The organism is Streptomyces sp. NPDC034103, assembly GCF_055575395.1.
Genome location: NZ_JBVISS010000021.1, coordinates 1 through 25,220 on the forward strand (window position 1 = coordinate 1; position 25,220 = coordinate 25,220).

Annotated in this window: 15 protein-coding genes and 1 pseudogene; 4 read left to right on the forward strand and 12 right to left on the reverse strand. The window is 68.9% G+C overall.

The genetic code is table 11. From position 1 onward, the window contains the following. Positions 1 to 241 precede the first annotated feature (241 nt). The 7 genes from ACZ56U_RS36250 to ACZ56U_RS36280 form a co-directional block, all read right to left on the reverse strand. Entirely contained in the window at positions 242 to 3,079 is a 2,838-nt protein-coding gene (locus ACZ56U_RS36250) for a glycoside hydrolase family 2 TIM barrel-domain containing protein (protein ID WP_469088189.1), read from the reverse strand. A 574-nt stretch (positions 3,080 to 3,653) separates the two neighbouring features. Continuing rightward, positions 3,654 to 5,153 carry an arabinosylfuranosidase ArfA gene (arfA, locus tag ACZ56U_RS36255; RefSeq protein ID WP_469088190.1) on the reverse strand — a complete coding sequence of 500 codons (1,500 nt, stop codon included), beginning with the start codon at positions 5,151 to 5,153 and terminating at the stop codon, positions 3,654 to 3,656. A 49-nt stretch (positions 5,154 to 5,202) separates the two neighbouring features. Beyond that, on the reverse strand, positions 5,203 to 6,081 hold the full coding sequence (locus ACZ56U_RS36260) for a carbohydrate ABC transporter permease (protein WP_469088191.1): 879 nt from the start codon (positions 6,079 to 6,081) through the stop codon (positions 5,203 to 5,205). Then, entirely contained in the window at positions 6,078 to 7,058 is a 981-nt protein-coding gene (locus ACZ56U_RS36265; RefSeq protein WP_469088192.1) for a carbohydrate ABC transporter permease, read from the reverse strand. Before ACZ56U_RS36265 ends, ACZ56U_RS36260 begins: the two co-directional genes overlap by 4 nt. A 100-nt stretch (positions 7,059 to 7,158) precedes the next feature. Next, positions 7,159 to 8,466 carry an ABC transporter substrate-binding protein gene (locus tag ACZ56U_RS36270; protein WP_469088193.1) on the reverse strand — a complete coding sequence of 436 codons (1,308 nt, stop codon included), beginning with the start codon at positions 8,464 to 8,466 and terminating at the stop codon, positions 7,159 to 7,161. Between the two features lie 65 nt (positions 8,467 to 8,531). Further along, on the reverse strand, positions 8,532 to 11,498 hold the full coding sequence (locus ACZ56U_RS36275; protein ID WP_469088194.1) for a glycoside hydrolase family 2 TIM barrel-domain containing protein: 2,967 nt from the start codon (positions 11,496 to 11,498) through the stop codon (positions 8,532 to 8,534). A 134-nt stretch (positions 11,499 to 11,632) separates the two neighbouring features. After that, positions 11,633 to 12,631: a LacI family DNA-binding transcriptional regulator gene (locus ACZ56U_RS36280; protein WP_469088293.1), complete on the reverse strand. Its 999-nt coding sequence runs from the start codon at positions 12,629 to 12,631 to the stop codon at positions 11,633 to 11,635. Positions 12,632 to 13,072: 441 nt separating this feature from the next. Between ACZ56U_RS36280 and ACZ56U_RS36285 the strand changes: the two genes are divergently transcribed. Further along, the gene (locus tag ACZ56U_RS36285) at positions 13,073 to 15,865 is read left to right on the forward strand and encodes a DNRLRE domain-containing protein (RefSeq protein WP_469088195.1); all 2,793 of its coding nucleotides are present in this window, start codon (positions 13,073 to 13,075) and stop codon (positions 15,863 to 15,865) included. Between the two features lie 247 nt (positions 15,866 to 16,112). Here the strand turns inward: ACZ56U_RS36285 and ACZ56U_RS36290 are convergent, their stop codons facing one another. The 5 genes and pseudogenes from ACZ56U_RS36290 to ACZ56U_RS36310 form a co-directional block, all read right to left on the reverse strand. Continuing rightward, positions 16,113 to 17,057, reverse strand: a complete 945-nt coding sequence (locus ACZ56U_RS36290) for a fibronectin type III domain-containing protein (RefSeq protein ID WP_469088196.1) — start codon at positions 17,055 to 17,057, stop codon at positions 16,113 to 16,115. 181 nt (positions 17,058 to 17,238) lie between these two features. Further along, positions 17,239 to 18,783, reverse strand: a complete 1,545-nt coding sequence (locus ACZ56U_RS36295; protein WP_469088197.1) for a PQQ-dependent sugar dehydrogenase — start codon at positions 18,781 to 18,783, stop codon at positions 17,239 to 17,241. 233 nt (positions 18,784 to 19,016) lie between these two features. Then, positions 19,017 to 19,688: a lytic polysaccharide monooxygenase auxiliary activity family 9 protein gene (locus ACZ56U_RS36300; protein WP_469088198.1), complete on the reverse strand. Its 672-nt coding sequence runs from the start codon at positions 19,686 to 19,688 to the stop codon at positions 19,017 to 19,019. A gap of 448 nt (positions 19,689 to 20,136) precedes the next feature. Continuing rightward, positions 20,137 to 21,484: pseudogene (locus tag ACZ56U_RS36305) on the reverse strand (cellulase family glycosylhydrolase). Between the two features lie 350 nt (positions 21,485 to 21,834). Then, positions 21,835 to 22,275 carry a MarR family winged helix-turn-helix transcriptional regulator gene (locus ACZ56U_RS36310; RefSeq protein WP_469088199.1) on the reverse strand — a complete coding sequence of 147 codons (441 nt, stop codon included), beginning with the start codon at positions 22,273 to 22,275 and terminating at the stop codon, positions 21,835 to 21,837. Between the two features lie 70 nt (positions 22,276 to 22,345). Here ACZ56U_RS36310 and ACZ56U_RS36315 point away from each other — a divergent pair, with 70 nt between their 5' ends. The 3 genes from ACZ56U_RS36315 (at position 22,346) to ACZ56U_RS36325 (ending at position 24,890) form a co-directional block, all read left to right on the forward strand. After that, positions 22,346 to 22,987, forward strand: a complete 642-nt coding sequence (locus ACZ56U_RS36315; RefSeq protein WP_469088200.1) for a maleylpyruvate isomerase family mycothiol-dependent enzyme — start codon at positions 22,346 to 22,348, stop codon at positions 22,985 to 22,987. Positions 22,988 to 23,046: 59 nt separating this feature from the next. Continuing rightward, positions 23,047 to 23,232, forward strand: coding sequence for a hypothetical protein (locus tag ACZ56U_RS36320; protein ID WP_469088201.1), 186 nt, complete (start codon positions 23,047 to 23,049; stop codon positions 23,230 to 23,232). Between the two features lie 371 nt (positions 23,233 to 23,603). Then, positions 23,604 to 24,890: a low temperature requirement protein A gene (locus tag ACZ56U_RS36325; RefSeq protein WP_469088202.1), complete on the forward strand. Its 1,287-nt coding sequence runs from the start codon at positions 23,604 to 23,606 to the stop codon at positions 24,888 to 24,890. Positions 24,891 to 25,220 lie beyond the last annotated feature (330 nt).

Consider the following 25,220-nt stretch of genomic DNA (forward strand, 5'->3'; position numbering starts at 1 on the left):
TCGCCCACATGCACAACCTCGCCCTCGCAGCGTGATCAGACCGCTCCCAGAGCGGCCCTGACCTGCCCGGACACGACCTTCTGCAACACGCTTTAGGGTCCTCGGCCATCTCGGCACGGCTGCTCATCCAGGTGCGTGCCGCCTCGACGAGCTCCGCGGTACCGGTCAGCCCCACGCGCAGCCGTGTGGGGGTGGCGGCCCGATGCTGTCCGCGATCCGAGGACGGTGGGGGGGAGACGCGTTACTGGGAGAACGAGAAGTACAGGGTCCGGCCGTAGTCGCCTGTCGCCGTGGTGGGGGCGCCGCTGGGGCCGAGGGCGGCCGGCGGATCGAACTTGGTGCCGATCGCCGGGATGGCGTCGAGGAAGGAGAGGTCGCCCTTCGGGAAGGGCGGCGCGGTGTGGCGGGGGTCGGGTCCGAAGCGGGGGGTGAAGAGGCGCAGGTAGAGGTTCTCGTCCTGGGAGACGACCGTGACGCGTCCGGCGGTGGTGTGCAGGGACGCCCAGCGGACGTCCGCGTGGTAGCCCTTGAACTCCGGGTACACCCAGCCGTCGGCACCGGTCGCGGTGTCGTTGTACTGCTTCGTCCAGACGTCCGTCGCGACGCCGCGCAGCCGGTTCTTCCACACCCTGTGCGGTCCGTGGCCGAGCCATGTCACGCCGGTCACTTCCGATTCGGGATGGTCGAAGCCGACGCCGAAGAGGTCGTGCTCGCCGGTGAGGTGGTAGCGGTAGTCCAACTGCAGCCAGCCGCTGGGGTGCAGACGCCACCGGACGTGGCGCAGGACGCCGGAGTACTCGGCCTCCACCGTGTAGGCGTCGCCGTCGGGCCCGTGCGTCAGGCGGGTGAGGTCGGCCGTTCCGGTGGTGGGCAGCGGGCCGTGGGACAGCGCGAAGTCCGTCCCCCGGTGGGTGACGCCGGCCAGCATGCCCGTCGTGGCGTCGAGCGTGACCGTGGTGGGGCGGGATACGAGGGTGAGCCTGTTGTCCGTGAGGGAGCCGCGTACGGCTGGTCCCGGGCCCGTCCGTACCAGTCGTCGGGCCTGGTCGGCGGCCGACGCGATGGTCCATGTCCAGCTGCGGATCTCGCGGCCGTCGGCATCGGTGACGGTGAGCGCCAGGGCGTCGGCGCGTCGCCGGCCGGACGGCAGGGGCAGCCGCAGCACTCCTCGCGCGCCGGGCTCGATGTCCGGCGCGGAGGCGGTTCCCTGGGCGCGCACCGTGTGGCCGTCCCGTCGCTGCGAGGGAGTGCAGAAGTCCAGGAGTCGCCAAGTGAACCGGCACGTGCGGGTGTTGGTGAAGGCGTAGTGGTTGGTAAGGCTGATCCGCCCGTCGAAGTCGTCCGGCAGGCCGGAGGCGAACCGCTCCGGCTCGGCGAGTTGTACGGGCGACCAGATGTCCCTGATCGTGTAGAAGCTGGCCTCCTTCTCGCGGAAGGGGCCGAGGATGCCGTCGGGTGCGGCGTTGCCCGCCACGTCGATGGCGCCGCCGAGGTCGTCCCGCACGATGCCCTCGTCGATCAGTGACCAGAGGAAGCCTCCGGCGGAGAGCCGTTCACGGCCCATCAGCTTCCAGTAGTCGTCGAGGCCCGCGCCGGCGCCGCCGTCGTAGAGGCCGTGGAGGAACTCGGTGGGCATGAAGACGTCGCCCTGTTCCTGGAGGATGCGGCGGGTGCTGTCGTAGTTCTCGTAGTGGTCGGTGTTGATGCCGCCGAAGTTCGCCCAGGGGTGGAGAACGGTGCGCCGCTGGGGGTCGTGGCGGGCGTAGTCGTCGTCGAGGGCGGTGTTCCAGCCGCCTTCGTTGCCGTTGCACCAGAACAGGATCGACGGGTGGTTGACGTCACGGGTGACCATCTCGGCGACGAGGGGTCTGCCCGCCGCCTCGTCGTACGACTTCTGCCAGCCGGCCAGTTCGTCGAGCACGTACAGCCCGAGTTCGTCGGCGAGGTCGAGGAAGTGCGTGTCCGGCGGGTAGTGGGACATCCGGACCGCGTTCATGTTCATTTCCTGCATCAGGAGGATGTCCTTGCGGCTGACGCGCTCGCTGGTCGCCCGGCCGGACGTGGGCCAGATGGTGTGCCGGTTGGCTCCCTTGAGGATGACTTTGACGCCGTTGACGTACACGCCGTCGCCTGGGCGCACCTCGACGGTGCGGAAGCCGAATCTCTCGTCGACGCGGTGGACGGTGCGGTCGTCGGCGCGGAGCGCGACCTCGACGCGGTACAGGTGCGGGGTCTCCGCCGTCCACTGGCGTGGGGAGTCGACAGCGGTCCTGAGGGTCACCGTCGTGGCGCCGGGAGCGACGGCCGCGGTGAACGGGGCTCCGACCGGGCGCCCGGAGAGGTCGGTGACCCGGGCGACGAGACGGTCGGCGGAGCCGGTACCCGACAGATGGGCGTCGATCCGCAGCGTGCCGTCGGCGCGGGCGTCGACGGCGATGCGCTCGATGTGCTGGAGCGGGAAGGCCTCCAGGTGGACGGGGCGGTAGATGCCGCCGAAGTTCCAGTAGTCGCCCAGGCGTTCGGCCCGGTTGACGGAGTCGTCGGTGGACTCCTTGCTGACGGTCACCTCCAGGAGGTTGTCCTGGCCCGGACGCAGCTTGCCGGTCACCTCGTGCCGGAACCGGTAGAAGCCGCCGCGGTGGACGGGCCCGGCCGGCTCGCCGTTGATCCACGCCTCGGTCTCGGTCATCGCCCCTTCGAAGACGAGGAAGACGCGTCTGTCACGCCAGCGGTCGGGGGGCGTGAAGGTGTGCCGGTAGCGGCCCTTCTCCTCCGGGCGCAGATTCCACCCGTAGTTGTAGGTGCCGTATCCGTGGAACTCCCAGTTGGACGGAACCGGGATGCTGCCCCAACTGCCGCTGCGCCGCCCGCTGGTGCACAGGAAGTCCCAGTCGACCGGGTGGTCGGCGTCCTCTCCGGACAGATACAGGCGCTCGGTGCGTGTGGAGGCGTCCGTGCCGTGGGCCGTCCCGGCGGCCCGGGCCGAGCCCGCGGGAAGGCCTCCGGAGACGGCCGCGCCGGTCGCGCCGACAGCGCCGGCGGCGCCGAGGATCAGAACGCCACGACGTGAAATTTCCATGACATCTCCAGACTTCAGGGAGCCATCGAGGAGGGAACGACGGGACGTGCGATGCAGTCGGCGGGGCCCGGTCTGGGCCCGCTGTCGAAGCGCTTCCGTGTATAACACCGCAGATCAGAAACACACGCGAAACGAAGATGACCCTAGAAGTCGAAGGGCATCGAACGCAAGAGGGCAGCAGACAAGAGGGCAGCAGAAACACAGGCGCCTCCGGAAGCGCGCAGCGCCGGGGCCGCCGACCTCAGTGACCGCCACGGCCGAGGTGCGGGACTCACTTGGCTGCACCGCGACCGGGCCTTCGAGTGCACCGCTGCCGTCAACGGCCACGCGCTCCCCTGGTACGGCCCCGAGGTCCGCGAACGGGCCAAGGCGTGCACCGGCCGTCGCGGGAAAGTCGCGGCCGGGGGCCGTAGAGCCCGTGTAAGCGCCATCGCTTCCCAAGCTGAGAGCGTGAGCTCACTTTTCGCCACCCGCTCCACGAAGAAGGCTCCGCGAGCGGGTTCGAGGAATGCGGCCAGCCTTCACCGGGCCCTGACCGGGTCCAGTGAGGACCCAGTCAGGGGCGGCGCGGTACTCAGCCGAGGGCGATGGCGGTCCACGACACCGGTGGCAGTTCGACGGTGAGCACCCCGTCGGCCAGTTTCGCGGTCGTGTTCGCCGCCGGGGTCACGCGGTTCTGCTCCTTGAGTGTGTTCTTCGCGTACACGTCGCGGTCGGCGAGCGTGACCGCCTCGGTGACCTGCGACGAGCCGAGGCTCCGGACGTCGATCGTGACCTGCGCGGACTCGTGCAGGTCACGGTTGACGAGGAAGACCGCGGCCCGATCCTCGTCCACGGTGGCGACGGCGTCGATCACGGATGCCTCACCGTGGCGCGCCGTCTCGTACACGGGCGCCTCGATCACGGGCCGGATCACCTCACCGGAGGCGAGCCGGCTGGTGATCGAGAACGGGTAGAAGGTCGTCTGCCGCCAGGCCGGGCCGCCGGGCTCGGTCATGATCGGCGCGATCACGTTGACCAGTTGCGCGAGCGAGGCCGAGGTGACGCGGTCGCTGTGCTTGAGCAGCGTCATCAGCAGGTTGCCGACGACGACGGCGTCAGCCACGGAGTAGACGTCCTCCAACTGCCGGGGGGCGTGCCGCCACTCGTCGTTGACCTCGTCGGACTCCGCGTGCTCCTTTTGGTACCAGACGTTCCACTCGTCGAACGAGATGTTGATCTTCTTGTTGGAGCGTTTCTTGTAGCCCACGTGGTCGGCGGTCGCGACGACGGTGTCGATGAAGTAGTCCATGTCGGTCGCCGAGGCGAGGAAAGAGCCGAGGTCGCCGTCGTGCTCCTGGTAGTAGGCGTGACAGGAGACGTAGTCGACGTGGTCGTAGGTGTGCTCGAGCACCGTGCGCTCCCAGTCGCCGAAGGTCGGCATCCCGGAGTTCGAGGAGCCGCAGACCACCAGTTCGAGGTCCTTGTCGGCCATCTTCATCGCGCCGGCGGTACGGGCGGCGAGCTTGCCGTAGTCGTCGGCCGTCATGAAGCCCGTCTGCCAGGGTCCGTCCATCTCGTTGCCGAGGCACCACATGCGCACGTTGTGCGGCTCCGGCGTGCCGTTGGCGATACGCAGATCCGACAGCGCCGTACCGGAGGGGTGGTTGGCGTACTCGAGCAGGTCCAGGGCGGGCTGGATGCCGCGCGTGCCGAGGTTCACCGCGAGCATCAGCTCGGAGTCGGTGAGCTTGAGCCAGCGGGCGAACTCGTCCAGGCCGACCTGGTTCGACTCCAGCGAGTGCCAGGCGAGGTCGCGGCGCACCGGGCGGTTGTCGCGTGGGCCGACCGAGTCCTCCCAGCGGAAGCCGGAGACGAAGTTGCCGCCCGGGTAGCGGACGGTCCCGGTGCCCAGCTCTCTGACCAGTTCGACGACGTCCATACGGAACCCGTCGTCGTTCGCGCTCGGGTGTTCCGGCTCGTAGAGCCCGGTGTACACGCAGCGGCCGAGGTGTTCGACGAACGAACCGAAGGTGCGGCGTCGGACAGGGGCGATGACGGCCTGCTTGTCGAGCTTGATGTGGGCCCGGGACAATTCAGTGGTCCTTTGCGGTTCAGGATGGGGGTGGAAAGCAGCGGACGCGCTACTTGACGGCGCCTGCGGTCAGGCCCTTGCGCCAGAACCGCTGGAGGCTGATGAACGCGACGAGCAGGGGGATCAGCGACAGGAACGCACCGGTGATCGGCAGCAGCAGCGGCACGCCGTTGGCGAACTCCGAGCGCCACTGCACCAGGCCCACTGTGACGGGCTGCAGTGAGGGGGTGTTGAGCATGAGCGAGGGCAGCAGGTAGTTGTTCCAGATGCCGACGAACTGGAACAGGAAGACGGTCACCATTGCCGGGGCCATCAGCGGCAGGGCGATCCCGAAGAAGGTGCGCTGTTCGCCTGCTCCGTCGAGCCGTGCGGCCTCCAGCAGTTCGTCCGGGACGGACGCCGCGGCGAAGATCCGGCACAGATAGACGCCGAACGGGCTGACACAGCTGGGCAGCAGCACCGACCAGTAGGAGTTGGTGATGTCGAGCTTGGCCATGAGGAGGAACAACGGCAGGGCGAACATCGGCGCCGGAATGAGGACCGAGGCGAGGATGACGTTGAACAGGCTTTCGCGGCCGCGGAAGCTGAACTTGGACAGCGCATAGCCGGCCATCGCGGACAGCAGGGTGCTGACGGTGGCGCCGACGAGGCTGTACAGCGCGCTGTTGGCGAGCCAGGTGGCGAAGATGCCGTGCTCGAAGGTGAACACGTTTCTGATGTTGGTGACCAGGTCGAAGTGGGAGAACCACAGCGGCGTACCGGTGTAGAGGTAGCCCGAGGCTTTGGTCGCGGAGACGAACAGCCACCACAGCGGGATCAGCGTGTACAGGGCCATCAGGCCCAGCACCCCGTTGACGGCGACCTTGCTCGCGATGTCGGTGCCGCGGAGGGCCGGTCGGGTCGGCCGGCTGGCCCGAATCACGCTCATGCCATCGCTCCCTTGCGCTGGTTGTACTTGAGGAATCCGAACGAGAGCACGAGGGTGATCAGCGCGAGCACGACGGACTCGGCGGCGGCCAGGTTCTGGTCGCCCAGGTCCATGCTCAGGGTCGTGTTCATGATCGGGGTGAACTTCGGGTCGACGCCCGGGACGCGCGCGCCGACCAGCACCGCCGGCTCGGTGTACATCTGCGCCGTCCCGATGATGGAGAAGACCGTGGTCAGCACCAGCGCGGGACGCACCAGCGGGATCTTCACCGCCCATGCCAGGCGCCATCCGGTGCAGCCGTCGAGCGCGGCGGCCTCCGTCACCTCGGCCGGGATCGTCTGCAGCGCGGAGTAGATGATCAGCATGTTGTAGCCGGTCCAGCCCCACGTGATCATGTTCCCGATCGAGACCGGGACCCACGACGGCGACAGGAAGTCGACGTCGATCCCGATCTGGGACAGCGGTCCGGTGAACGGCGAGAGGTCTTTCGCCAGAAGGAAGGACCACATCACTGCGGCGATCGCACCCGGCAGCGCGTAGGGCAGGAAGAACGTGAGCCGGTAGGTCTTCCGCAGGCGGGCCGAGCGGGAGTCCAGCAGGAGCGCGAGCAGGAGGGCCAGGCCGAGCATGACCGGGACCTGGACGCAGCCCAGCAGCACGACCCGGATGATCGACGCGGTGAACTCGTGGTCGCCGAAGGCGGCGGCGTAGTTCGACAGTCCCGCGAACTCCGTGGACCGCGCACCGCCGAACAGCCCGGCGCGGCGGACGGTGAAGAAGCTCTGGTAGATCGCGTAGCCGATCGGCACGACCATCATGGTCAGGAAGAGCACCGCGAACGGCGCCAGGAAACCCGACGCGGTCAACGCGGTACGGCGGCCGGTACGCCGGGGCCGGCCGGCCGGGGAGACGCGGGGGGTGACCGCGGGCACCGGCCGCGGCGGTGACTCGGTCCGGGTGCTGCTGGGACTGCTCATGGAAACCTCGCTGGACGGTTCGTCGTCAGGGAGCGGGTCCCCGCGGCGCCGGGTACGGGCGGCCGCGGGACCCCTTCGGGGCGGCTGGAGTCCCGCTGCCTCAGCCGTTGGTCACCGACAGTCCGAGCTTCTTGATCGCGGCGACCGTCGATGCCTGGACCTTGCTGACCGCGTCCGGCAGGGTGCCCTGACCGATGGCACCGGTGAAGTCCGACTCGACCTGCTGGAAGGTCGGGCCGTTGGTCCAAGTGCTGGGCACCTGCTGGGCGGACGCCTTGTACACGTCGCCGACCTTCTGGCCGCCGAAGAACGGGTCACCCCCCGTGAGCGACGGGTCTTCCTGTCCGGCCTTCGACGCCGGGTACAGGCCACCCTCGATGCCCGTCTTCACTGCCTGCGGGTCGCTGGACAGGAAATCGGCGAACTGCACGGCTTCGCGGGGCGACTCGCACCCGGTCATCACCGAGGTGGCCGAGCCGCCGCTGCTGGCGCTCTTGCCGTCTCCGGCCTCCCAGGTCGGCATCGGGGCGACCCTCCACTTGCCGGCCTCGCCCTTCAGGTCCGACTTGATACCGCCGGCGGCCCAGGCCGCGTTGACGAACGTCAGCACCTTGCCTGCTTCGGAGGCCTTGTTGAACTGCGGGTCCCAGGCGTTGCCGGTCTTCGCCACCAGACCCTTGTCCTTCAAGTCCTGCCAGTAGTCGGCGACCTTCCGGGTGCCGGGGTTGTCGATGCTGACGGTCCAGCTGTCTCCCTTGGTCGAGTACCAGGACTGGCCGGTCTGCAGGGTGAAGGCCGCCATACCGTTGCCGTCGCCGAGCACGGTGCCGAACTTCACGCTCGGATCGGCGGCGGCGACCTTCTCGGCGTCGGCCTTGTACTCGGCCCAGGTGGCCGGCGGCTTGGTGATGCCGTACTTGGCGAACAGGTCCTTGCGGTAGAAGAGGACCATCGGGCCGACGTCCACCGGCACGCCGTAGATCTTGCCGCCGACGCTGGAGGCGGAGACGGCCGACGGGACGTACTTGTCCATGCCGGCGCTCGCGTACTTCGTGATGTCCATGACCGTGTTCTTCACGAGCATCGACGGGATGGTCTGGTACTCGATCTGGGCCAGGCACGGGCCCTTGCCGGCGGTGATCGCGTTGCTGATCTGGGTGTAGCCGCCCTTGGCGCCCGAGGGGATCTTCTTGAAGGTGACCTTGCTGTCCGGGTGGGCGGCGTTCCACTGGTCGACGATCTTCTCGTAGCCGGCCCAGCCCCAGAACTCCATCTTCACCGGCCCGGTCTCGCCCGATTCCGCGGCGGACGTGTTCTTGTCACTGCTGCACGCGCCGGCGCCGAACGCGATGACCGACGCGGTGGCGAGCGCCAGGAGTCTGCGGGTGCGTATGGTGGTGCTGTCCATGAGGGAAACCCTTCGTGATGGGGACTGACTTCTGGACTGTCGGTGGGCGGGCGGCCAATGCCCGCCTACCGGCCGGTGCTGAACTCCACGCCGAACACCGTCGGGACCGCGGCAAGGACGTCCGGTGCCGAGGGGCCCGGGCCGCAGGCCGCGCTGCCCAGACCGTGGTGTGCGTGATCGAGATGCAGGTGGAGTAGGCCGTCCCGGACCAGGTCGTGCTGGTGGGTCGCGGCCGTGAGGGCCTGGGTGCTCCAGGGACGAACGGTCAGGTCGATGACCGGGGCGCCGGTGATGAGCAGGGTGCCGTCCGGGGTGGTGATCGCGGCGCGGCGGACTTGGTGGCGGTTGCCGTTCTCCTGCGGGCGGACCTGAGGGATCTGCATCGCCGAGACGGTCGACCGGTGGCGGCCGACGCGAGCCGCGGCGCGGGAGTCGCGGTACGCCTCACCGGGACCGGGACCGAACCATTCGACTTCGGCGTCGGTGCCGGGCAGCGACATCGCGACGCCCAGTCGGGGCAGCGGCACCGACCACGGGCCGTCGGGGGTGACGACCGCTTCCAGTCGGAGGCTGGCCTCGCCCGCGTGCGGTGTCCCGCAGGCCGTCCAGCGGTACACCACGCCGAGCCCGCAGGAGGACCCGGCGGCGGCCAGCCGGGCGGTGACGGTGAGCCCCGACGCGTCGGGCTCGACACTCAGGACGTCGTGGCGCATCCGGTCCAGTCCGGCGGCGAACCAGGCGTCGGTCTGCGGCTCGCCGAAGGCGCTGAGCCGGTCGTTGTCGATCGGGGCCCGCCAGATGTCCAGTTGCGGACCGCCGAGTACCAGGTCGCCGAGCCGTGTCAGCAGCCCACTGCGGGCGTCGAAGCGCGCGGGGCCCAGTGCGATGAACCCGTCCTGGACGATCGCCGGCGCCGGCGCGAAGGGCACGGGCGAGGCGGGTGGAGCCACGACCAGCCCCTGGGACCAGGCGATCTCGTGGCCAGCCGCGGCCCAGGTCTCGTCGGCGGCGAGCACCGCTGTCACGGTCAGCCACACCTCGTGGCCGGAGTCGTTCTTGCGCGCCGTGTCGAGCGCGGCGGTGAGGTCGGCGGGCCATGCGACCGTCGTCGTCGCACCCGCAGCGGTCGCGGGCACGGCCAGACCGCCGAAGCCCACCGGCTCGCCGCCGTCCTCGACGGTCCACCGGAAGTCCAGGTAACCGCTGTCGCGGACGTGGTGCAGATTGCGCACGCTGATCCGCCGCGTCACCGGGTCGATGTGGATCCGGACCGGTTCGATGACCTTCTTGTACTCGACCAGGCCCGGGGACGGCGTGCGGTCGGGGAAGAGCAGGCCGTCGGCGACGAAGTTGCCGTCGTGGATCTCCTCGCCGAAGTCGCCGCCGTAGGCGTAGAACGAGCGGGGGTCCTCCTGCCCGCTGAGCCGGGTGATCCCGTGGTCGATCCACTCCCAGATGAAGCCACCGGCCAGGCGCGGGTGCGCCTCGATGACCTGCTGGTAGTCGGACAGCCCGCCGGGGCCGGTGCCCATGGCGTGCCCGTACTCGCACAGCACGGCCGGCAGGCCGCGGCGGTGCGCGTCGTCGGCCGGGTCAGCCGTCGGTGCCTCCTGGCCGCGTCCCACGGCGGCCAGCTCGTCCACACCGATGTACATGCGGGAGTACAGGTCGACGTACGCGCAGCTCGCCCAGTCGCCCTCGTAGTGGAGCAGACGGCTGTCGTCGCGCTGCCGGATCCACGCGGCCGAGGCGGCCAGGTTGGCCCCGGTGCCGGACTCGTTCCCCAGCGACCAGACGATGACCGAGGGGTGGTTCTTGTCGCGTTCCACCAGCCGCTCGGCACGGTCCAGGTAGGCCTGGCGCCACGTGGAGTCGTCGCTGGGGTTGCGCCGCCAGCCGCCGGGTTCGAAGCCGTGCGTCTCGAGGTCGCCCTCGCAGAACACCCACAGGCCGTGCTCGTCGCACAGGTCCAGGAAACGGTGGTCGGGCGGGTAGTGGCTGGTGCGCACCGCGTTGATGTTGTGCCGCTTCATGAGCAGCACGTCGGCCAGCATGGTGTCCTCGGTCAGGGTGCGCCCGGTCTCCGGATGCCATTCGTGGCGGTTGACGCCCCGCAGGGAGATCGGCCTGCCGTTCACGGTCAGGACACCGTCCACGACGGCCACGGTGCGGAAGCCGATGCGCAGGGGTATCCGTTCCCCGGCCTCGGAGACCAGTTCCCCCGTGTACAGGCGCGGCCGCTCGTCCGACCAGGGCTCGACGCCGTCGATCACGTACGGGCCGGCCGGGTCGGCGGCGGTTATGCCGAGCTCGGGCACCGACAGGGACACCCGGGTGGGGGTGGTGACGTCGACGGCCAGGGTGCCCTGCCCCGTGGTGTGGTCGTAGGCGGCGTGGACGAAGAAGTCCTCGACACCGCGGGCGGCCACGGCCACCGACCGGAAGATCCCGGACAGCCACCACATGTCCTGGTCTTCCAGGTAGCTGCCGGACGACCACTGGTGCACGCGGACCGCGAGTACGTTCCGGCCTGGCCGCAGGGCGGCGGAGACGTCGAACTCGGTGGTCAGCCGGCTGCCCTTGCCGTCGCCGAGCCGGATCCCGTTGAGCCACACCGCGAACGCGGAGTCGACGCCCTCGAAGCGGAGCACCGCGGCCGATGCCGGGAACCCGTCCGGAACGTCGAACTCTCGACGGTACTCGCCGGTGGGGTTCTGCCGGGGCACCCGCGGCGGGTCGACCGGGAACGGGTACGCGATGTTGGTGTAGGCCGGGGCACCGTAGCGGGGCTCGCCGGGCAGGCCGGTCATCTGCCAGCAGGACGGGACGGCTAGCAGGTCCCAGGCGCTGTCGCCGAATTCCGGAGCGGCGAAGTCCCCGGTGAGGTCGTCCAGCCCTGACGCCAGCCGGAATCTCCAGTCGCCGTCGAGCGCGATCGCGGGCAGGTCGGTGGCGAACGCGGCGCGCGGCCGCAGCCGTCCGGTACCCGGCGACCGGTCTTCGACGTAGGCGTGAGGATCGAGGTCTGTCATCAGGGGAGGTGCTTTCTGTCGGGACGCGTAGCGGTGACGGGTAGCGGTGACGGGTAGCGGTGACGGGTAGCGGCCAGGCAGGACGGTGCCCTCGACTCACGCAGGGCGACGCGCAGGTCGAGCGGTGCCGGGTGCTATCCGGTCGCCCGGGGCGGGGCGCTGCTGTCCCGGACGGTCAGGGTCGGGCGCAGCAGCGTTAATACGTTGGTCGGCGGTCGGCCGGAGTCGACGGCGCGCAGCAGCAGCTCGACGGCCTGCTGGGCCATCTCCCGCTTCGGGAAGGTGACCGTGGTCAGCGCCGGCTTGATCTGTCCGACCTGGGAGATGTCGTCGAAGCCGACGATGCTGACGTCGTGGGGGACCCGCCGCCCGGACCGGACGACCGCCTCGATGGCACCGACGGCCAGGACGTCGTGGGTGGCGAAGATCGCCGTCAGTTCCGGATCCGCCTCCAGCGCCGCGCAGCCCGCGGCGAACCCGCCGGCGGCGTCGTCCCTGGTGCAGGCGAACACCTGGCGGTCGTCGATGGCCAGCCCGTCGTCGGCGAACGCCCGGCGCAACCCCCGTACGCGCGGCGAGTGCGCGGGGAGATCGGCGAGCACCGCGACGTTCCGGTGGCCGAGATCCCTCAGGTAGCGCCCGGCCAGGAAGCCGGCGTGCTCGTAGTCGATGGACACCACCGGCAGCGTGGTGGGCGCGTCTCCCTCCCAGGCGCACAGGGCGACCGGGAAAGCGGCGTCGACGAGCATCGGCAACTGCTGTTCGACGCCGTTGTCCCCGGCGACCAGCAGTGCGTCCACCGAGCGTGCGGCGAGGTTCTCCAGGTGGGCCCGGGTGTGGTCGGGGTCGTCGCGGGTCGTGGCCAGCAGCAGGTTGTACCCATGTCTGACCAGTACGTTCTCCACCTCCTCGACCACTTCCGAGTAGAACGGGTTGGCCACCCGCGGCACGAACAGCCCCACGGTCGACGTGCTGCCGGTTCTCAGTGAGCGCGCCACCAGGTTCGGCTTGTAGCCGAGTTCCGCGATCGCCGTGTTCACCTTCGCCAGGGTCTCCGCCCGCACCTTCTTGCCGGACACCACGTTGGAGACGGTCTGCTTGGCGACTCCTGCCCGAGCGGCCACCTCCGCCATCGTCACCACGAGCGCACCCCCTGAACATGTATCGATCCACGAAAGTGGCGTCAGCGTAGGACGGCTGTGATGAGAGGGCAATACTTCGTCGGAATGTCGTGATCCACCGGTTACATGCATGCGTTGAGAACACGGCATGTCACGCCCAGTTCACCGTCGGAAAGACGTCGGAACCGTTGACGGCTCCTGAAATGCGACATTAACATCCCGGCCACGCCGATCACGTGGATCGGTCAATGCGAGGTACTGCTCGTGGCCCACCGCGCGAATCCCCCACTGCCACTCGGCGCCATCCCCCTCCGGGCGCCGTAGTGGTCCCTCGGTCGCGACAGCGCCGACGGTCGCACCGGACGCGGCATCGCGCACGCTCCACGCCGTCTCCAGCAGGCGGGGAGCGCCTGAACAGACCTGAAAAAGGTCTCGTCCTGAGGAGAGACAGGCATGATCCGACCGGCCGGCGACGACGCCGACCCGAACCAGGCCCCGGTGCGCCGCAGATCGCGCGTGAAGCGCGCCCTCGCGGCCGCCGCGAGTGCCACCATCGCGGCGGCGAGCCTCATGCTCACCGGCGCCGCCCCCGCACAGGCCGCCACCACCGTCCACACGTACGCCCCGACGGGAGTGGGAGGCGGTACGACTTCGTCCCCGGACGTGGCGTCCACCAAGTACCAGGTGCAGGTCGCGGGCACGTCCGTCCAGACTGTCCAGTACGGCGCGAACGGCCGCAACTTCGACATCGCGCGCTTCGCGTCGGACTCCCGGACACCGACGATCACGGTCACGCTGCCCAGCACCACGATCAACACGGTGAACATCTACCCGGAGCGCTACTACCCGTCCAGCAAAGTCTCGGTGAGCGCGGACAAGCACACCCTGACGTTCCAGATGTCGGCCGACGCCGGGTTGAACCAGGCGATCGTGATGGTCAACGGTGACTCGACCAACGCCACCGGACAGCCCTACCTGGCGGTCATCAACGACCCTCTGGAGGACCCGGCGCAGCGTCCGGACACCACGAGCGCAGCGGACGGTTCCGGCGTCAACCTGCAGACCGGTGTCGTCAACTTCCAGCAGTTCGCCGCGAAGTACCTCGCGGACCACCCGAACAGCGCGGCGCAGAAGGCTCCCGCCGCGACGACGAGCTCCATGGCCGGCAAGACCGTCAACGGCACCGCCATCCCCACCGGTCAGAAGACCTCGGCCGGGAGCCTGGTGAGCGCGAGCAGCATCAATGTGCGGTATCCGAATGTGCGGACGATGGCCGCCAACGACCTCACGTACGCCCTGCGGGCCGCCCTCGACACCATCGAGGCCAACCCCACGGCGCTCAACACGCTCTACTTCCCCGACGGCACGTACGTGTGGTCCGGTCTCCTGGTCAACGGCGTGGACGGCAGCAAGCTCAAGGGCGGCAAGCTGAAGATCTACACCGACGAGGGCGCCCTGCTGAAGAACCGCGTCCAGGCGTACATGGAGGCCCTCGAGCCGGGGGTCGGGATCATCAACTCGAGCAACATCGAGATCGACGGCCGCGGCGTCTTCGACGCCAACGGTGTGGCGAACTACCGCGCTGACTCGCACGACGCCTACCGCAGCCAGCACCAGGGCGGCGTCATGGTCATGCACTCGTCGGACATCACGTTCAACGACACCTACCTGCGCGACTCGAAGCAGTGGAACTACGAGACCCACACCGCCAGCAGGGTGACGTTCAACAACATCAAGGCCCTCACCCCGTATGCCCAGCCGTGGGTCGACGGGACGGACTTCGCGAGCGGCCAGGACATCACCGCCAACGGCGTCTTCACCCTCGGCAACGACGACGCGTTCGCCTCCGGCCACTACAACCCCAGCGACGGATTCGCCCCGCTGGCCTCCGGCGTGTGGAACAACTTCCAGATCGGCACCTCCACCCCCGACGTCCAGGGCTATGTCAACGCGGTGGGCGCCTACGACGCCGTCGCCGACGACCTCGGGTTCGACGCCTACCACTGGGACGCCGCGGACACGAAGAACATCTCGGTCAGCAACACGCTGAACTGGTCCGTCCGCGCGGGCAACGCGATCCGTATCGGATGGAACTCGTACGGATACCGGCTCAACAACTACACGTTCGACAACTTCAACTCCGTGTCGCCGTGGTCCGGCGGCATCTTCACGCACAACAGCCCCAAACCGTACGCACGCATCCAGAGCATCGTGGTGAAGAACAGCACGATCGACACCTCCCGGCTCTCCAAGGGACCGGTCTGGATCAACGGTGGCAACGGATCCACCCAGACCATCACCGCCGAGGATCAGGCGACCTACGGGCTCGCGCCCAACCCCGACGGGTCGGGCACGACGTACACGTATCCCAGGGCCCCGATCAGCACCTTCAAGCTCGACAACGTGTGGTTCTCGAAGCAGAACACCGGCAACGGCCTGAACGGCATCACGAACCTGACGATGAACAACCTCCGCGTCGCGGGCCAGCTCGTCCAGTACACCAGCCAGTTCCCGCTGACGACGAGCGGGATCGGCACGCTGACCACCACCTACACGGACGCGAACGGCCAGACCAAGAACGTCAAGTCCGGCGCCCTCACCAACGGCGACACCTGGGTGGGCGCGTGGACCGGCGACCAGACCAAGAACAACTCCTCGGACCTGACTCTCATCACCCGCAACACCGGGGTCGGACTGATGGGCGAGCAGTACACCACGGGATCCGGAGACGGAAAGCTCTCCTACATCCAGTTCCCCATCAGCAGCCTCACCAGCTCACCGAGCCAGGCGACGCTCCGTCTCACCTACGTCGGCCACCGCAACTCGTCGGTTCCGTCGACCGACACCGACCAGCTCCTCGTGCAACCCGTCAGCGACGCCACCTGCACCGGCGGCGGCACCTCCTGCCCGATCAACACGATGACCTGGCAGAACCGGCCGAGCTTCACCGCCACGAACTCCTCCGTCGCGAAGTCGGCCACCTTCAGCCTCGGTTCGACCATCGTCCCCGAGGGCGGCGGAACCCACCAAGGCAACGCGATCGACGGCCGCGAGATCACCGTCGACATCACGTCCTTCGTCCAGAACGCCTACGCGGCCAACCAGTCCACGCTCCTGCTCGCCGTCGGCAACGCTGGGGGCACCAACCACGAGCTGCGCTTCGTCAGCTCCGAAGGCGCCACCGGCTCCGGGAAGCTCACCAACGGGACCGCCGAGATGGCGCCCGCGATCACCGTGACCCCGTAGACACTCGATCGATGCCGGCCCGGCCCGCCCCGCGGGACGGGCCGGCATCGGCCGGAACACCGCACCCGCGGCACTGACTTCCATCCGATGAACGCGAGGAGAAGCGCGCGTACGCCGGCGTCCAGTCCCAGCCTGCGTGGAGCAGCACCGGAACGGCGATGGCCCCGTTGTTGCGGGTGGACGAGGGCGACACCGGACACTTCAGGGTCTTCGTCGCATGGTGGGAGCTGACCATGCCGTCGAGATGTCAGCTGCCCGTCGTGACAGTCCGCTCCAGCGAGAATGCTCCCCAGGTGCCGTCCGGCAGCCGCGGTCTGATCCTCACGTCATACGTCCTGCCTTCTTCCGTGCCCAGGTTGACGGTGTGCCTCGCTCGTCCCCCGCGCGCCTCGTCACCCCCGGCCAAGGTCGTCACGAACACCTCGTCGAGGTAGACCTGGTATTCGGCCACGAGTCCGTCCGACCTGGGCGGTGTCCACGACAGATCCAGGTAGTACGCCTTGTCCTTCGTGCCCCTGCGCAACGAGACCTGGAAGTCCTCGGGCTCCGCCCCGCCGCCTCCACCCCGACCGGTGGTCAGTCGCAGTGGTGCACTGGCAGGCGAGAGGTTGTCAGCCGCGTCCCGGGCTCGCACCGTGAAGACGTAGCCGGTGCCCGGTCGCAGACCGGTGAGGACGGCCCTCGTCTCCGCACCGTCGACCGTGTGCATTTTCGCGTCGCCCTGATAGATGTCGTACGAGACGACTCGCTGGTCGTCCGTCGAGGCGGTCCAGCGCAGGTCGGCGGTTCCCGATCCGTTGGCCTTCCCGCGAAGCCGGCCGGGGCGGGTCGGCGGTTGGCCGTCCTCGGCGGGCGCGGCGAGGGTGGTGACGGCGACCTTGCGGCTAGGGGCGGAATAGTTGCCGCCGGTGTCCCGGGTGCGGACGGTGAACTCGTAGTCGGCGGACGGTTTCAGGCCGGCGATGTCGACCATGGTGCGCTCCGCGCCGACCTCCTTCACCTTCTTCCCGGCCTGCAGGACCTCGTACGCCGCCACGGCCTCGCCGTCCTTGGCGGCCTGCACCCGCTTCCACATGACGTGGACGGTGGTCGCGCTGCTGGACTGCGCGGTGACCCCGGTCGGGGGCGCAGGCGGCCGCTCGTCCTCGCTGCTGCACGCCGTGAGCGCCAGCAGGATGACGGAGCAGGACAAGACAAGGGCAGGCCGGGGCCCGGGTGGGCGGGACTCGGGCATGACTTTCCTCCGAGGCCGGAGTGAGGACGAGATCATGTCAACCTTCGGGACCATGCGATCTGCGGAGATGACGGAAGACGGAGCGAAGAGGACGGATGGGCCCGCCGCTGACGGCGCGGCGGGCCCCCGTGCGGACCGTTCAGCGGCCGATTGCGCAGGCGTCACCGTTGAGCGTGAACCGCGGCGGCGACGACGAGTCACCGGTGTGGCCGGCGAGGTAGCCAAGGGTGACGCGCCCGCCGGGTGCGATCGTGGCGTTGTACGAGGCGTTGGTGGCCGTGATCGTGTTGCTTCCCTGCGTCAGGTCGGTGTTCCAGTCGGACGTGACGGTCTGGCCGAGAGCCAAGGGGAACTTCAACGTCCAGCCGTTCACCGGGGTGTTGCCGGTGTTGGTGATCGTCAGGTCGACGGTCATGCCGGTCCCCCAGGTCCGCACGGTGCGATCCACGCGGCAGGTGGGTTCCTCCCGCGCGAAGGACACGCGGTGCAGGCCTCCGGGCAGATCGTTGACGACGTAGAACTCTCCGTCGACGGTCGCGCCGATCGCCGTCACCTGGGTGGGCATCTCCCCGATCTCTGCCTGCTCGTAGCCGCCTTCACCGTCGGGGCGCAGCGCCCAGATGGTGGACGAGCAGTAGTCGGTGGCGATGTACGTGCCTCCGACGAGGCCGGCGTACTTCTGGCCCCGGTAGACGTGACCGCCGATGATCGAGCAGCCGCCGGTGTACGGGGAGTAGGTGAAGACCGGTTCGGTGTACTGCTCGCCGGGTACGCAGTGGCCTCCTTGGAACTTCTCCAGACCCTCGTAGCAGGACCAGCCGAGGTTCAGCCCTCCCTGACCGGCCGGGAGGTGGTCGACCTCTTCCCATCGGCCCTGCCCGACGTCGCCGATCCACATCGAGCCGTCGGCGTCGTCGAAGGAGAACTTCCACGCGTTGCGCAGCCCGTACAGCCAGATCTCGTCACGGGCGCCGGGGGTGTCCACGAAGGGATTGTCACGGGGCACGCAGTAGGCGAGCTGTCCGCAGCTGCGGCTGACGTCAATGCGCATGATCTTGCCGAGGAGGGTGTCCAGGCGCTGCCCGGCGCGCAACGGGTCGGCGGAGCCGCCTCCGTCGCCGATGCTCCAGTACAGGTTGCCGTCGGGGCCGAACGCGATCTGGCCGCCGTTGTGGTTGCTGTACTCGGCGTGGGGCTGGGAGAGCAGGGGTTCCAGGCGGGAGTCGTCGAGGCGGTATCGGGCGAGCGTGACCGCGCCGTCGGGCAGCGCCGTGTACACCAGGTACAGCTGGTGGCTGTCGGCGAAGTCCGGCGGGACGGCTATGCCGAGCAGGCCGCGTTCGTTGCCCGATTCGTCCACGGCGGACCTGATGTCGATGAGCGGGTCCCGGGCCAGGCCGGTGCCCGGGTGGTAGGCGCGGACAGTGCCCGACTTCTCGGCGATGAACAACCGGTCCGTGCCGTCGTCGGGGGCGACGAGGGCGATGGGCCGCCGCAGGCCGGAGGCGACCTGGGTGGTGGTCGCCTTCAGCGACGGCAGGGGAACCGTCGAGGGGTCCGCCGCTGCACGGGCTCGCACGGTGTCCGCCGAAGCGGGCGGGGCCGACGCGGCGGCGGACAGCGGGGTGAGGGTGGTGAACAGCAGGGCCAGCAGGAGCGGTCCGGTCCAGCGGCGTTTTGGCATGTCGGCTCCAGGTATCAAAACGCTCGTCAGGTGGTGGTGTTCGCATACGGGGGACGCGGCCCGGAGGCGTATCCGGTAGGACGCGCGCATGGCGGCGAACGCCACCCGTCGGGTCCGGTCAGGCGGCCCTGATGGTCGGGCGGCGCGGGGTGTGTCCGAGCACCGTGGTGGGGCAGAGCGCGGTGTCCCGCCAGACGCGGGCTCGTCCGGCGGGACAGCTCATGGGCGCCGGCTCAGCGGAAGTTCACGTCGCTGCACAGGAAGTACGCCTGGTCCATGTGCGACGCCTGCCAGATCGTGTAGACGATGTGGCGACCGCTGTACCCGGACGTGCTGACCGGGATCGAGTAGTTCTGACTGGGCCCGTACCTGCCGGTGCGGGCCACCAGCTGGAGGTCGCTCCAGCGCAGCGGTTGGGTGGTCGGGTCGAAGCCCTGCCGGCTGACGTAGACCAGGAAATAGTCAGCGCCGTGGCTGGCCTGGTCGTACAGCTTCACGGTGAAGTTGCTGGCGATATCCGTGGTCTTCCAAGCGCCCACGGCGTCCAGGGAGTTGTAGCGCCCGCTCTCGGTGCGGCCGCCGCTGCACAGTTGGCCGTCGGGGACCGTTGCCTGGAAGTTGCCACCGGATCCGTTGCGGTACAGACCGTTCCAGTTCCACATGGCGTTGGGGTTGGCCTGCCACGCCTGCCAGCACATGGGGTCTTGCTGGGCCATGGACGGATCCATGTGGTTGCTGCCCCATCGTTGCCAGCAGCCGTAGTTACGGGTCGCGGGGTCGACGACCGAGCCGTGGGCCACGGCGGTGCCGCTCCAGGGGAGCAGGCTGAGGAGCATCGCCGCCAGGAGGCTCAGAACGAGCGTCGAACGGCGCCGCACCAGACTGGTGTGATCATGACAAGTCACAGTCTCCTTCTTTCCCGTGGGGGATGCCGGGTCTCGGCGTGGGGGTGAAGCGATTGGGAGCGCTCCCATGCTCCAGATTGAGTGTCCTGAGACGATGCGGCAACGTTCATTTGCGCCACTTCCGCGCCAGGTGGCGTGAACCTCCCCCTGCAGAGCGGGTCGACGCCCGTCGCGATGCCATGCGGCAGGAGCGGCGGCCCTGGTCCGCTGCGCGCGCCCTCGCGTTCCGCAGACCGCAGACCGCAGACCGCAGACCGCAGACCGCAGACCAGCGTGACGGACGGCGGCGTGCTCGGTGGGCGGGTACGTGGACCTGATCCAGACCGGCAGCGCAACCGCCATCACGCGTCGGCGTGGCGAACCCGGCGAGCGCGTCCGTACCTCGGCCTCCGCACAGCAGGGCTTGGCTCGCAGGGCATGGCGTTCTCCTGCTGCAGTGAGTGGGGGCTCAGCTGGTGGGGATGGCGTCGGGGGTGCTGATACGGCTCTTGAGCAGCGCCCCCGATTCCGTTAGCACGCCGCTGCTGCTGTAATCGGTGCCGTTGCAGGTGCCGGGCTTGAACGCGGCGCTGCCTTAATTGGCGTCGGAGTAGGTCCAGTTGGCGTAGCCGATCTTCAGCGGTCGAGGAGGTCCAGCCAGGCCGTGGAGCTGGCGTGGTCCACCGCTCCCCCGCCGGTGTAGGTCACCGTGCCGAACTCGGTGACGAGCAGAGGCAGTTTCGCGGCCGCCCGGCTGACCGCGGCACGGTAGGTGTCCGTGTGGCTGGCGGCGTGAAAGTGGAACGTGTACATGATGTTGGTGGCGTTGACCGGGTTGTTGATGATCTCCGCCTCGTTGGGCCGTCCGAGACGCCCAGCGAGGATCAACCGCGGGTGCCGACGATGATGACGGCGTCCGGGTCGGCGGCCCGGATGACCGGGATGACCTGCTCGGCGTGGCTCTTGATGGCTGCCCAGCTCACGCCGTTGGGCTCGTTGGCGATCTCGTAGATCACGTTCTTCTTGTCGGCGTTGCGGACGGCGACGGACGCGAAGAACGTCTTGGCCCGCTCGAGGTTGTAGTTCGGGTCACCCGGCGTCAGGCTGTGGAAGTCGATCACGGCGTACATGCCGCGCACCTCGGCCATGTCAACCAGGCTGTTCACCCGGCTGGTGAAGCCCGCCGGGTCGGTCTCATAGCCGCCCTCCTGCACATACCTGGCGATGCGCAACAGGTCCGACTTCCAGTCCTTGGCCAGCGCGTCCAGGGAGGCGTTGTTGTAGCACTTGCTGAACCACTGAATGCCGTGGGTGCTCATACCGCGCAACTGGATGAGGCGGGTGTACTGGTTGCACAGGTACACGCCGCACACCGTGAGCTGCCCGTTGATGCCGACCGGGGCCGTTGGGCGGGTCGGGATCCGGGTCCGGCGGGGGCTCCTCGCCGCCGACGGAACCGGTGCGGGCCGCGCCGTTGAGCGTGAAGGCGGGGGGCTTCGGGTTGGCGCCCGTGAACGTTCCGGTGAAGCTGAGGTCGGCGGAGCCGCCGGTGGCCAGGGTGCGGTTCCAGTCGACGTTGGTGACGCTGACGGCGGAGCCGGACTGCGACCAGGTGCCGTTCCAGCCCTGGGTCACCTTCTGCCCGCCGTCGGGCGGGCTCCACTTCAGGACCAGCCGCTGATGGAATCACCCAGGTTGGTGACCTTCACCCCGGCTTGGGAACCACCCGGCCACTGGTTCGTGATCGTGTAGCCGACCTTGCAGCCCGTGGCGCCCGCCGCCGCTGGACTGACGAGCACGGTGAGGCCCAGGACCATCGCGCAGGTCGCCAGCAGGGCGAGTAGACATCACACACTCTCTCCTCGTATGCAGATAGCGCTTGAAGTGGGAGCGCTCCCAAGGCAGGACGGGGATATGTTCCGCCTTGTTCGATGTGGGGCGGGTCAGGCCGGGGGCGTGCCCCAGGCCTGGGCCGTGCCGGTGTATGCGGGAACGGCCGGCGCGTCGGTGTACGTCGGGGAGGTCGTACGGCTGTAGTCGTTCGCCTCGTTGAACGAGACTGACGGCGGCCTCCAGTCCGGCGCGCTTGGTTGCGCGGGTGAAGATCTCCTCCGAGAAGATGCGGGTGACTCCGACCTCGGTGAGGGAGCCCAGTTGTACGAGGGGGTCAGCGGTGCGGATCGGTGATCTCGCGCAGGGCTTCCAGGGCCTGTCTCAGCTGGCGGGTGCGTCCGGGGCCCAGGTGGGCTGTCCATTGGCTCTGGATGTCGCGGACGACGGGCAGGCTCAGTTCGACGAGTTCGTGGCCGCGGGCGGTGATGGTGACCAGTCGGGCTCGTGCGTCGCGCGGGTCGGGCACGCGCCGGACGTAGCCGGCACGTTCGAGCTGGTCGACGATCGACCCGATGGTCTGCTTGCTGACCTGTGACGCCTCGGCCAGCTCGGCCAGCCGCGAGCCTTCCGGGCTGATCCGCTGGAAGACCCGTGCCTGGGTGAGCGAGATGTCGTGCCCGGCGGACTTCAGGGCGGTCATCACGGCCGACTCCATGAAGCGGTACGGGATGAACATGAGCAGCGCCAGGTTGAGCTCATCAGCGTCGTCGGTCATGCCCCCATCATTGCAGAAGGTCCGAATCTCGTACTAATATGGTCCGAGGTTCGGACCTTTGGAGGCTGCTGTGGACGACTCTGACTCTTACTGGACCGCTGTCCGCGCGACCCGTCTACAGATCGCCGACCTCCTGGAGGAACTCGCCCCGGCCGAATGGGACCAGGCGTCGCTGTGCCGGGGCTGGCGTGTGCGGGACGTTGCGGGACACCTCGCCCTGGTCCCTACCATCACCACCTGGGACATGGTCGCGGTCGCAGCGCGTGCACGGTTCAGCCCCGACCGGATCAATACCGTGCTGGCCCGCCGACACGGCTCCCGCGCTCCCGCGGACCTGGTCGCCGCGATCCGCAACCACGCCGGCACCCGGCGGACGGCGAAGGTGCTGGACACCCGTAACGCACTGTTCGATGTGATCGTCCACAGCCAGGACATCGCCGTCCCGCTCGCTCGACGGCTTCCCGTCCCGGCCGAGCACAGCCGCGAAGGGCTGCGGAGGGTCTGGGCGATGGGTTGGCCGTTCCACGCCGAGCGCCGGCTAGCCGGCTTCGCCCTCCGGGCGACCGACACCGACTGGTCGGTGGGCGAGGGACCGGAGATCGCCGGGCCCGCACTGGCCCTGCTGCTGCTCTCGACCGGACGCACCGCCTGTCTGGACGCCCTCCAGGGTGACGGCGCCGACCGGCTCAAGTCCTCGCCCGCATACCGCTGAGCCATCCACTCGCACGCGTCGCACGAAGAACGGAGCATCTGCTGCGGCGCACGATCGGCATGACCCTCTGCGCAGTCCTCGCCTTACTCGATCCGGTCGGCATCGTCGGCCTGTGGCAGCATCCCGGGCCGCCGCCCGCCGTCGCCATCACCGGCGCGGTGCTGGGAGCCGTCACTCTGGCCGCCTACGGGCCCACCCTCCGGGGCGACACGCGCACCCTGCGGGTCTCGTCGGCTCGCGCGTGATCTCGGCCCTGCTCGGCCTCCCGGTGTTCTTCACCGCGCGAGCGCCCAACTGGACCCGGATCGCAGTGGCCGTCCTCATCGGCGGCACCGCCATTGCCGTCACGAGGCTGGCGCTCGCCGCCCCTCCCACCCCGGCGGTCGCGGAGAATACGCGCACCGGCTACGTCCGATCAACGACGCCGACTTCGACTTCATACCTCTTGGGGCGGCTACAAGCAGTCCGGCAAGGGCCGCGAATGGGCCGACTTCGGCATCGGCGAATACCTGGAGACCAAGTCCATCGTCGAAGTGGATACCTGACATGCCCCCGCTCCGCCTACGCCGCGCGGCGCCGGACCGTCAGCGCTTCCGCATGGGGCATCATGCGGCGCATGAGTGACTCCCACGCAACCAGCGCCGCCGGCAGGAGCGGACTGTCGCACCGCCTGGTACCGATGACCGGCCGTGACCCGGAGGAACACGGCCGGGCCGCCTCACCACTTGAGCTGCTGTTCGACTTGACCTTCGTGGTCGCCGTCGGGACCGCGGCATCCCAGTTCGCCGAGATGCTCGCCGAAGGCCACGCCACCCAGGCGATCACCGCGTTCGTACTGGCGATGTTCGCCATCAGCGTCGCCTGGATCAGCTTCAGCTGGTTCGCCTCCGCCTTCGCCACCGACGACTGGCTCTACCGCGCCCTGACGATGCTCCAGATGATCGGCGTCGTCGTCTTCTCCCTCGGCCTCCCGGCGATGTTCCACTCCCTCGAAGAGGGCGATCACCTCGAACTGCGGGCCATGGTCATCGGCTACGTCGTGATGCGGATCGCGATGGTCGCGCAATGGTGGCGCGCGGCCCGGGAGTCTCCCCCCTTCCGCAAGGTCGCGATGGCCAACATCCGCTGGACCATGATCGCCCAGGCCGGATGGATCGTCGTCGCTTTCACCGAGCCGCCGCTCGCCGCCGTGTTGGCCGCGTTCGTCGTGCTCGGAGTGCTGGAACTCGCGCTGCCGCTCCTCACCCAGGGCGGCGCGGGAGGGACCCCGTGGCACCCCCACCATGTCGCCGAACGCTACGGCCTGTTCGCCATCATCACCCTCGGCGAAGGAGTCGTCGGCACCATCGCCTCGTCCGGCGAACTCCTGGGCGGCGCGGACGGAACGCAGTGGGGCGCAAACGCCGTCGCCATCGTCGTCGCCGGAGTCGGTCTGACCTTCGGCATGTGGTGGGTGTACTTCACCACCCCCTTCGGCGACATCCTCACCCACCGCCGCAACCGCGGATACCTCTTCGGCTACGGACACATCCCCCTGTACATCGGCATCGCGGGAGCGGGGGCGGGGCTGCACGTGGCAGGGCTGCACCTGGAACACCACACGAAGATCAGCGACGCCGCCGTCGTCCTGTCCCTGGCCCTCCCCGTCGGCCTCTTCCTGCTGATGGTCTATCTCCTGCACACCCTGCTGCTCTCCTCCGCGGACCGCTTCCACCTGCTGCTCATCGGCCTCACGCTCGCCGTGCTCGCCGCGGCGGTACTGCTCTCCGCGGCCGGTGTCGCCATCGCGGTGTGCCTGCTCATCGTCATGCTCGCCCCCTTCGTCACCGTGATCGGCTACGAGACGATCGGACACCGCCACCAGCAGCACATGCTGAACAGCGTCGCCGCACAAGACCACTGACTCACCGTCGGAACACCGGGCACCAAGTGCTTCACAGTCGAGATCCGGTTCGTCCCCACACCCCTACGCCGACGCGGTCGGCCAACAGGGCCCCACCAAAGGCACCCGATCCTGCCGGGTGGCCCAGCTGAGCCAGAGCACGATGGTTGTCACCATCAGCGGCACCGGACCTGCGGCATCAGGATGGCGCGAAGCACGGTCAGAGGGGAGAGACGCTCGACGCTGCGGGTGGGCGGGCGATGAGAACGCACTCTCGCGGCGCATCCTCAACGCCGCCTGCCTTGGACCAGTGGCGCAGGCAGCAACGGCCGGACGGCCGCCCACTCCGCG